6 protein-coding genes are annotated in these 10,606 nt (G+C 39.3%); 5 read left to right on the top strand and 1 reads right to left on the bottom strand.

The genetic code is table 11. The features are described 5' to 3' along the window. Both ACKPEB_RS11075 and ACKPEB_RS11080 read left to right on the top strand, forming a co-directional pair. A partial coding sequence (locus tag ACKPEB_RS11075) for a sulfotransferase domain-containing protein (RefSeq protein WP_408964948.1) occupies window positions 1-454 on the top strand: 454 nt, incomplete at its 5' end. A 78-nt stretch (window positions 455-532) separates the two neighbouring features. Then, window positions 533-1,516, top strand: a complete 984-nt coding sequence (locus tag ACKPEB_RS11080) for a glycosyltransferase (protein WP_408964949.1) — start codon at window positions 533-535, stop codon at window positions 1,514-1,516. A gap of 227 nt (window positions 1,517-1,743) precedes the next feature. Here ACKPEB_RS11080 and ACKPEB_RS11085 read toward each other — a convergent pair whose 3' ends face one another. After that, window positions 1,744-2,667: a glycosyltransferase family 2 protein gene (locus tag ACKPEB_RS11085; protein ID WP_408964950.1), complete on the bottom strand. Its 924-nt coding sequence runs from the start codon at window positions 2,665-2,667 to the stop codon at window positions 1,744-1,746. A gap of 171 nt (window positions 2,668-2,838) precedes the next feature. Here ACKPEB_RS11085 and ACKPEB_RS11090 point away from each other — a divergent pair, with 171 nt between their 5' ends. The 3 genes from ACKPEB_RS11090 (at window position 2,839) to ACKPEB_RS11100 (ending at window position 10,394) form a co-directional block, all read left to right on the top strand. Next, entirely contained in the window at window positions 2,839-4,041 is a 1,203-nt protein-coding gene (locus ACKPEB_RS11090; protein WP_408964951.1) for an argininosuccinate synthase, read from the top strand. Between the two features lie 506 nt (window positions 4,042-4,547). Next, on the top strand, window positions 4,548-5,456 hold the full coding sequence (locus ACKPEB_RS11095) for a calcium-binding protein (protein ID WP_408964952.1): 909 nt from the start codon (window positions 4,548-4,550) through the stop codon (window positions 5,454-5,456). Between the two features lie 138 nt (window positions 5,457-5,594). Further along, window positions 5,595-10,394, top strand: a complete 4,800-nt coding sequence (locus tag ACKPEB_RS11100) for a tetratricopeptide repeat protein (RefSeq protein WP_408964953.1) — start codon at window positions 5,595-5,597, stop codon at window positions 10,392-10,394. Window positions 10,395-10,606 lie beyond the last annotated feature (212 nt).

Raw genomic sequence — 10,606 nt, forward strand, 5'->3', positions numbered from 1 at the left:
GATGCAACTTCAACCTTATTTTGAAACCTGGGGGAAAGATCGAGTTTTACCTATTTTTTTTGAACGGATGTTATCTCATCCCCAAGAAGAATTAGAACGGGTTTGTCAGTTTATTGGTTATGATCAAAAGCCTCAATGGAATTTTGATTTACAAGCACAAAATGTTTCATCAGAACGCATTAGAAAAAGTACATGGCGAGATTTTTTAGTTGAAACTCCGGGTCTGCGAGAATTGCGGCAATTATTGATTCCTAAATCGGTTCGGACTTGGGTGAGAAGTTGGTGGGCTATGAAAAAAAAGCCAGAACTTACCCCTGATAATTATGAAAAGTTACGGTTTATTTTTGATCAAGATTTAGCCATTTTAGGTTCACAGTTAGGCATTGAATTATCCTGTGATAATTTTAAATTAAAAATCAAAAATCAAGGGCTGAATTGGGTTAAAAAAACGTAACCTAAACGGTATCAATCCTTGTGTATACTGGCTATTAAATTTGAGCAAATTATAGAATTTTATTGAGGAGAGTTAATCTTGACTAATATTGGATTAGTTGCCATTGGACGGAATGAAGGTGAACGATTACGCAACTGTTTATCTTCAATGATTGGAAAGGTAGAAAATGCCGTTTATGTTGATTCAGGTTCAACGGATAATTCTGTGGAAATGGCAAAATCCCTCGGTGTAGATGTGATTGAATTAGACTTATCCATTCCCTTTACCGCCGCACGGGCTCGAAACACAGGGTGGGAATTTTTATTAGCAAAAAATCCCCAATTAAATTATATTCAATTTGTTGATGGAGACTGCGAAATTGTAGACGGGTGGTTAACAACAGCACAGCAAAAATTAGATGAAAATCCGAATATTGCTGTTGTGTGTGGACGACGCCGAGAACGTTATCCCCATGCGTCAATTTATAACCGTCTTTGTGATATTGAATGGAATACCCCCATCGGTGAAACAAAAGCCTGTGGAGGGGATGCGATGATGCGAGTAGAAGCACTACAACAAGTCTCAGGATTTAACCCTAAATTAATTGCAGGGGAAGAACCCGAATTGTGTGTTAGACTCCGACAAAAGGAATGGAAAATTTATCGTTTAGATGCAGAAATGACCCTCCATGATGCTCAAATGACGCGATTGAGTCAATGGTGGAAACGGAATTTAAGAGCAGGTCACGCCTATGCAGAAGGTGCTTATTTACATGGAAACCCTCCTGAAAATCATTGGATCAAAGAAACTCGCAGTATTTGGTTATGGGGATTAATTATTCCTTTTTTGGCAGTTAGTTTAATCATCCCCACTCACCTCAAAAGTTTATTATTATTACTCGCTTATCCTTTATTAATTTATAAAACCTATCGTTTTACCCAAAAAAATGGTTTTTCTCCTGCTGATGGTTGGCTTTATTCTATATCTTGTATTTTGGCAAAATTTCCAGGGTTATTGGGGCAAATTCAGTTTTATTTTAATCAAACTTTAGGAAAAAATAACTCCTTAATTGAATATAAATAAAACCGAAAATATTGATCTTCATATTGTTTTTGATTCAAGGTCAATTATTAACCCTCTAACTGTTAGCTTATAATATTCAGGACTTACGCACAAGAAGTTAAAAAACCCGGTTTCTCATTGAGGCTCAGAGCGACAAGCTTGATTTTGGGTTCAGAAACCGGGTTTTTGCGTAAATCCTGATATTATTAAGTGATTGTCAATCATGGCGTTTTGAGAATCAATGACTGTTAAGGCTTTAATTCACTGTAAGCCGAATAAACCGCTTTAACATTATACCAATTTAGGAAAATTCGAGCAATTTCTAAGGCGAGTTGAGATTTTCCTTGGTTAATTAAATTTTGTAGCAATCCCGCCATTGTTTTTTCGTTTAACCGTCCTCCTAAAGACAATAACCCCCATAAAATTTGATGTAAGATTGTCATTTGAATCATCATTTTAACTTCAAAAGTCGGATGTTTTTGATAAAATAACACCCCCATTCTTCCCCGTTGAATTTCTCGGTCTATTAATTGAGGTAATTGTTCCAAATTAAAAGCCGGATGCCAATGATAACCGACAGCATCAGGACATTTTATTAATTTTAAGCCTAACTTTTTTAACCTAACTCCTAATTCTAAATCTTCCCAACCATATTGTTTAAATTGACAATCAAATAATCCCGCTTCAATTAACCAATAACGAGCGATCGCAACATTTCCCGTCGCAAAATAAGCCGCCGAAAAATCTGTAATTTTATAAGGTTCAGACGTGGGATTATCAAAATTACAAGTATTAATCACCCGACCATAGGTAAAAATTTTATCTGAGGTTTTGTATCCTTCAGCTAAAGTATTGGCATGGGATTGTAAAAACGTTTCGGTGACAACTAAATCACTATCAATAAAAATAATAATATCCCCTTTTGCCTCTTCTACCCCTAAATTTCTGGCTGCGGCTGGCCCTTGATGGGATTGACACAATACCCGAACATGGGGCAATTTTAACCGATTTTCCTCTAACCAAATTAACGTTCCATCCGTTGAACCATCATCGACAACAACCACTTCATAATCGGTAATTGGGTGATGAGATTGTTGTTGTTCTAACGCTTGTAAACACTGTTGTAAAATCGCTAAACGATTATAAGTCGGAATGACAACACTTAAAAACACAGTTTTTATAACCTAAACCCTCAATCAATCTTATTATTAACCACTCACAGGCAGAAAATCTAGCCTCCTGCTTCTGCGACCCTAAACTAAATATTCTCAATCCCTGACATCCAAAGAGCATCAAAGACGAGATAATGTAACATTTGGTTACTTCAGGAGAACATATTAATCATGGGTCGCGCTGAAAAAGTTGTGCTTGCTTATTCCGGTGGGGTGGATACCTCCGTTTGTATCCCCTACTTAAAAAATGAATTTGGCGTTAAAGAAGTAATTACCCTCGCCGTAGACTTAGGACAGGGTGATGAACTAGGGCCAGTCAAACAAAAAGCCTTAGACTCTGGTGCTGTAGAATCGTTAGTGATTGATGTACAGGAAAGCTTTGTTAAAGATTACGCTTTTCCCGCTATTCAAGCCAATGCCTTGTATGAAAATCGTTATCCCTTAGCAACCGCCTTAGCTCGTCCGCTCATTGCCAAAACCTTAGTGGAAGTCGCCGAACAATACGGGGCGGACGCCATTGCTCATGGTTGTACCGGAAAAGGCAACGACCAAGTGCGGTTTGATGTGTCTGTAGGTGCATTAAACCCGAAATTGAAAATTCTCGCTCCCGCGCGGGAATGGGGAATGAGTCGAGAAGAAACCATCGCCTATGGGGAAAAATTCGGGATTACGTTCCCGGTCAAAAAATCCTCTCCCTACAGTTTAGATAAAAACTTATTGGGAATTGCCATTGAAGCAGGGCCGTTAGAAGATCCTTGGACGGAACCGTTAGAAGAAGTTTATGCCATGACCAAACCCATTGCTGAAACCCCTAACGAACCGGAATATATTGAAATTGGGTTTGAGAATGGGGTTCCTATCAGTTTAAATGGGGAAACCATGAACGGCGTTCAATTAATTGGAAAATTAAATGAAATTGCCGGAAATCATGGAGTCGGACGGATTGACATGATTGAAAACCGTTTAGTCGGGATTAAATCACGGGAAATTTACGAATCTCCGGCGATGATGGTGTTAATTAATGCCCACCGAGATTTAGAAAGTTTAACGTTAACCGCCGATGTGACTCGGTATAAACGAGGCATTGAAGAAACCTATAGTCAGTTGGTTTATAATGGTTTATGGTATAGCCCATTAAAAGCGGCTTTAGATGCTTTTGTTCAACAAACTCAAGCACGAGTTTCTGGTACTGTTCGGGTCAAATTATTGAAAGGAAATGCAACCGTTGTGGGTCGCAAATCTGAAAATTCCCTCTATAGTCACGACTTAGCAACCTACGGCGCTGAAGATGTTTTTGATCATAAAGCAGCCGAAGGTTTCATTTATGTTTGGGGTTTACCGACTCGCGTTTGGTCGGAAAAAATCAGAGGTTAAATGAATCAGAGGGTGGGCTATTGCTCACCCGAATCTCGTGTTGAAACCCTCCGTAAATCACGCAACGAAGATTCTACTATGCCAATAATAATTTATGTCAAAGATCCGTATTTGTAGGGAAGAAAAAAATTGCAAAAATATCTCTTGTCAAATGCAGTGCTACGGATTAAGATTGTCGCAATGTGCCCTACAGTTAAAACACTGTTAAGTTATTAAACCCTCTTACGACGTGCTGTTGCCTGTTCTCTGTTCATGCTTTCCATACCAGCATAGAAGCCAATCAGGAACATTACTGTTTTTCCAATTTTTTTGTCTTGAATTCCTGCATCTACATTGCCCTAATGATTTAATCATGGGGTTTAACTTAACTTGAAACTATGTCCAACCTAATCTTTCCAGATGTAACCGTCCCAGAAACAATTAAGGCTGCTGTTACCGAGAAAATCACACAAAATCCGACCCCACCAGCAAGCCAGTCACTAGATGAAACGGGAAGGGTAGTAATAGTGGGCTCACTCGACCAGCCTAATGTATTGGCTGGAAGTTCAAAGGATGATGTCATCGAGTCCGGCCAGAAAAGTGATGGCATTGATGGCGGCGATGGTGATGACTCCATCCTCGGTTTACAAGGAGATGATAGCCTCTTGGGGGGAGACGGGAACGACACCATTCATGCCGGAAAAGGAAAAGATTTGATTTCCGGTGGTTCTGGAGATGACATCATTTATGGTGATGAAGGAGATGATACGGTTTTCGGAGAGGATGGCAAGGATACCATCTTTGGTGGAACAGGAAACGATGCCCTAGATGGGGGTTCTGGAGATGACATCATTTATGGTGGGGGGGACGACGATAGAATTGTCGGTGGAGCAGATAATGACCTGCTTTATGGTGATAAAGGAAAAGATATTCTTGATGGTGAAGCAGGAATTGATAGCCTCTATGGGGGTGACGACGATGACTCCCTCAATGGTGGTTTAAATGATGATTATCTCTATGGTGGTAAAGGTGCTGATACCTTGATTGGCGGTGAAGGGAACGATTACCTATCGGGTGATAAAGGTAATGATAGTTTAATTGGAGGAGCCGGAAAAGATACCTTTGTTTATCAGGGAGACTTTAATGCTTTGGGCAAAGATACATTAACTGATTTTAATCCTTCAGATGATGTTATTGCCTTCAGTGCTGCCGATTTCTCAGCTATCGCTCCAGGTGTAGCCGGTGCAATTGCCAACGGAGAATTCCAAACCCTTGCTAACTTCTCTGCAAATGCTACGGATGCTGGTGATGCCAATCTAATTTATGATCCTGAAACGGGTTTACTGTACTATATTGACCTACAAGGAGGCGTAACTCCTCTATTAGATATGGGTCAAAACTTAACCTTAAGCAATGACAATTTTGACCTAATTTAAAAACTAAAATCTCAGATTTAGATGTTTTTGTAGGGATGAGAGAACCTTCCCCCTACAGCCTAAATTGATTGTTGGAAATTAATAATTTTAACAAAATCTGAATTGATCTAGTTTTAGGGTGTTGGTGACGACAGAATCATGGAAAACTTACAAGAAAAAGAACTCGCTGAAAAAGCTTTGTTATCACAAAATCAAGGACAACTAGACAAAGCGATTTCCGATTATCAACAAGCTCTTAAAAGCCGTCCTCAATGGCCAGAAGTTTATTATAATTTAGGGATTATTTTTGAACAGAAACAGGATTTTCAGACAGCAATTCGATGCTATCAACAAGCAACTCTACAAAACCCTAATTATGCAGAAGCTTACTATAATTTAGGAGTAGTTTATCAAAATCAAGGTTTAATTGAATCAGCCATCAAAAGTTATCAAAAAACAATAGAACTTGCACCTGAACTCATCAGAGCTTATAATAATTTAGGATGTTTATGGATAGAAAGTGAAAAATATTCCCAAGCTATTGAAATTTTTAAACAAGCCACAGATCTTGACCCTGAACAAGCAGAAATTTATAATAATTTAGGTGAAGCTTATTTAAAAAGTGGAAATATAGATGCAGCAATCAGCAATTATTTACAAGCAGTTAAGCTTCAACCCAGTTTCGTTAAAGCTTATGAAAACTTAGGGGGTATTTTTTCTCAGAATCAATTGTTTTCTCTGGCGTTGCAATATTTAGAAGCAGGGTTAAAGATTCAACCGGATTCGATTTCGCTGAAAAGTCAATGTGCAACCCTATTGCTGGCTCAAAAGAAACTCGAAGAAGCTATCATTTATCTTCAAGACATTGTAGCTTTAGAACAACCTTGGATCACCGCCTATTGTCAATCATCAGAACAGTTTAAAACTGAAGATCTTATGGAGCAAGTGACAAGAGCTTGTGGTCAATTTTTAGGAGAATTACAAAAATCCAAACCAGAAATAAATTCTGTTAAAAAATATTTAGCTCAAACTTATTTAAATTTAGCCAATGTTTTATTAACATATCGCAATTATCCCAGAGCCGAACACTATTATAAACAGGCTATTAATACTCAGCCAGACTTAACGGAAGCCTACATTAATTGGGGGAATTGTTTAGCCAAACAATGGCGTTTTAACGCCGCAGCTTTGCAATATCATAAAGCTTTAACCCAACAACCTAATCAGACAGAACTTTATCAAAAAATTAGTGAGGTTTTAGAAAAACAGCAGCAAGTTGAACAGGGGAAGTTAATTTTCAAATCAGCCAAAGAACGCTATCAATTCAAACTTCCTAATTCAGTTACAAAAACCTCGGATATCAATCAGCCTAAATGTCAAGGATTAGACTGTAAACCCTGCTTAACAAGAATTCGTCAACAGTTTAAACCTCAGTTAATTGCACCCGGAATTGAGCAGTATTTTGCTCCCGAAAATTTACTAGAAAACTCTCCTAATTCTACGGTGACAATCATTCCTCAAGGACGAGCTTGGGTCGCTCCTCAAACCCATTGGTGGAATGTCTGTAATGCGATCGCAATTTTTAATTCAGACAATGAATTAATTCCCGAATTGTCTCAATTTTATCCGACTCCTTTACCGGGATGTCCAAATTATGATTGGAGTCAACATCAGGTTTTTGGGTTAGATGAGCTTCCACCCCTAAAAGTCATTCAAGGTCGTGTTGTGGTGTTATCAGGACTATCAGGAAATGTCTATTTTCATTGGATGGTTGATATTTTACCCCGGATTAAAATTTTAGAAGATAATAATATTGATTTAAACACAATAGATGGGTTCTTAATTAATTCAACAAAACAATGCTTTCAACGGGAAACTTTAGAAAAACTAGGGATTCCGGGTGATAAAATTATAGAAAGTGATCAAGTTTCTTATTTGCAAGCATCTAGTTTAATTGTCCCTTCCTATCCGGCTTCGGTGGGTTGGGTAGTCCCTAATACGATTAAGTTTTTGCGAAGTTTATTTTTAACTGATATTGGGGAACAAAAACAATCCTATCCTAAACGAATTTATATTAGTCGCAACCAAGCTCGATATCGAAGACTGTTGAATGAAGCAGAAATCTTAGAGTATTTGAATCAATGGGGTTTTGTATCGATAGAGTTAGAAACCTTGACAGTTCAAGAACAGGCTGATTTATTTTCGCAAGCTGAAGTCATTATTGCACCTCATGGGGCGGGATTAACAAATCTGGTTTTTTGTCAACCGAATACCGTTGTAGTGGAGTTAGTTTCTCCCCATTATATTCGCCCTTATTATTGGCTGATTAGTCAGCAATTGGGACTGAAACATTATTCTATCCAAGGAGAAGCTTTAGGGTGTTCTTTTTTGCGACAACTGATGTACCCAACTCCTTTAGTTGAAGATCTGCAAATTAAGGTTAAATCTTTAGAGACATTGATTCAAGTTTCTGATCTTCTAAAGGAAACGGCTAAATCTAACTATTCTTCTTGTGATACCAAGCCCATGATGTTCTCCTCAAACCTTAATGTAATGGCATTAGAAAATGGGTTGAAAAAGGCGAAAGAGCATTTAACTCAAAAGAACTTTGAGGAAGCGATTTTAGCCTGTAAAAAAGTCTTAAACCTCGATAAAAACTGTGCAGAAGCTTACACAATATTAGGAAATGTGCTACAGCTTCAAGGAAATTTTGAACAAGCTAAAGCTGCATTAAAAATGGCTCAAAAACAAGCAACCCAATCAAAAAAAATTGCTCTCTCTAATACAAAACCTTGTAGGGACGTTGCCTGCAACCTCTCTACAGGAAATGAAACAGAAATTTTGAAACAAGCGGAACAGGATTTGAATGATCAGTTATTCAAAAAAGCGATCGCTCAATGTCAGCAAGTCATCGCTCAATCACCGAACCCAGGTAAAGCTTATGAAATTTTAGGAAAAGCATTCAATCAACTGGGACGTTTAGATCTAGCAATCAAAGCTTATCGAAAGTTAGTTAAACTTCAACCCAAAAATGCTATTGCTTATACTAATTTGGGGAATTTATATGCAGTACAACAACAGTGGAAATGGGCGATTCTAGCTTATAAAAAAGCGATCGCTCTTAATCCTAATTTAGCAGTTGCCTATCGAAATTTGGCTCAAGTGTTAAATCGCATGGGAAAGCAGGACATCGCCATCGAATATTGGTATCAAGGATTTAGCTTAAAACCAGAAGCCGTTAAACCGAAAGAGCATTTAGCATTAGGAAGTTTATTCCTAAATCGAGGGAGATTACTGGATGCAACCATTTGTTATCGGCGAGCGATTTGGTTTGATCCCAACTATGCCGAAGCTCACCATAACTTAGGAGAAGTCTTAGCGGCTCAAGGACAATGGGATGAAGCGATCGCACACTATCAACAAGCCTTACAAATTAATCCTAAAGCTTTTGAAACCTATAATAGCTTAGGCAAGGCGTTAGTGGTTCAAGGTCGCTGGCAAGAAGTGTTAACTTGTTATCATCACGCTTTAGAATTGAATCCTCGGCTATTAATGGCTTTGCAAAATTTAACTCAAGCCTTAATCTACAATAATCAATCTTTACAGGGGAGTCACAACTCAAACCAAATCTTGCAGATGCTGGCTGGAACGTTTTTATCGGGACAATTACGGATGTATCCATCGAGTTCGAGGCGGGAGTTACAAGCGAGTGATCACGGAGACACCTGGACAACAACGGCCGTGTCTGTGGGTACATCCCTAGAAGAATCGAGCCAGTATCAGCAAGCACTCAGACGGCTTGAGCAAGGACAGTATCAGGATTGCATTCACGACTGTGAGCAACTGGCTGTTTCCTATCCCCAAGCCGTCAGCGTGTATTGGCTGTGGGGGAAAGCTTGGGCGGCGTTGGGGAATAGGGAGAAAGCCAAACACTGTTATCAACAGGGAATTAAGCTGCAACCTCAACAGGCAGAAGGGTATCTGAAGATGGGGGAAGTCTACGCCCAGGAAGGAAACTGGAAAACTGCCATTGCTTGCTATCAAAAAGCGATTCAGTTTCAGCCCAGTGCCTTCGCCTATCAACAGTTAAGTCAGGGATGGCAAACTCTTGGGAATCAAGATAATGCTGAGGATTGTTTGTATGAAGCGCTGCGCTTAGAACCCGAACAGATTTCAGTACAGGACTGTTTGCAACTGGGGGACGCTTTGGTGGCACGGGGACAACAAACCCAGGCGATGATTTGTTATGGTCAAGCTTTAGTCAGAGATCCCCATCTAGCGAGTCGCCATCCCCAGTTGGGAAAAACAGTAACAAAACCTCACTTAGAAGAACAGAAATTACTATTGTCTTTGACCCATCCCACCGTTGCTGTTGATCATGGCAATAAAAACCAAAGCAATTCTACTACTCAAAAGCCTGATCCTGAAACTGTTGAACCCAATCCAGCGGCATTACTAGAACAAGCCGATCAGTATTTAAAGTTGGCTCAGTGGCAAGCTTGTATTGAGGTTTGTCGTCACGTTATTGAACAGAAACCTCAGTCAACGACAAAGGCTTATCGGTTAATGGCTCAAGCTTTACAAGGTCAAGGACAAATTGCCCAGGCTCAACAAATTTATGAGCAACTGCAACAACTTCAACCGGAAGATGCAGAAGTGCATGAAATCTTAGGAGATATCTATGCAGAACAGGAACAGTGGGAGGATGCGATCCAATCTTACCAAACAGCAGTTCATTTAAACCCGAATCTAATCTCTGTTCAAGAAGCATTGGGAGATATTTGGTTAGATCAAGGACAGCCGGAAAAGGCGATCGCTTGTTATCAGCAAGTGCTGGAGAGGTCGCCTGAGTTATGGGAAGTTCATCATAAGTTAGGCGATGTCCTCTGGCAACAAGGAGAAGTGGAAGCCGCCGTTGAAGCTTATCAACAAGCCGCAGGGTTATCTAGGCTTTCTTAATGTTTTAATTGTTTATTTTGTGTCTATAAATTATTATATAATTGACTATGATTATTGAACAGCGACCTACAAATTTTGCTAAAAGTCCCAAAGTTGTATCTCCTATGGCTAAAAGGCGTCGTCGATCCGTTTCTCCGGCTGAACCTGCTTATCGTTTGGCTAAGGTATTAGTTGAACAGGAAAAATGGGAGGATGCGATCGCTGCTTATCAG

The organism is Planktothrix sp. (assembly GCF_046067725.1).
Lineage (GTDB): Bacteria > Cyanobacteriota > Cyanobacteriia > Cyanobacteriales > Microcoleaceae > Planktothrix.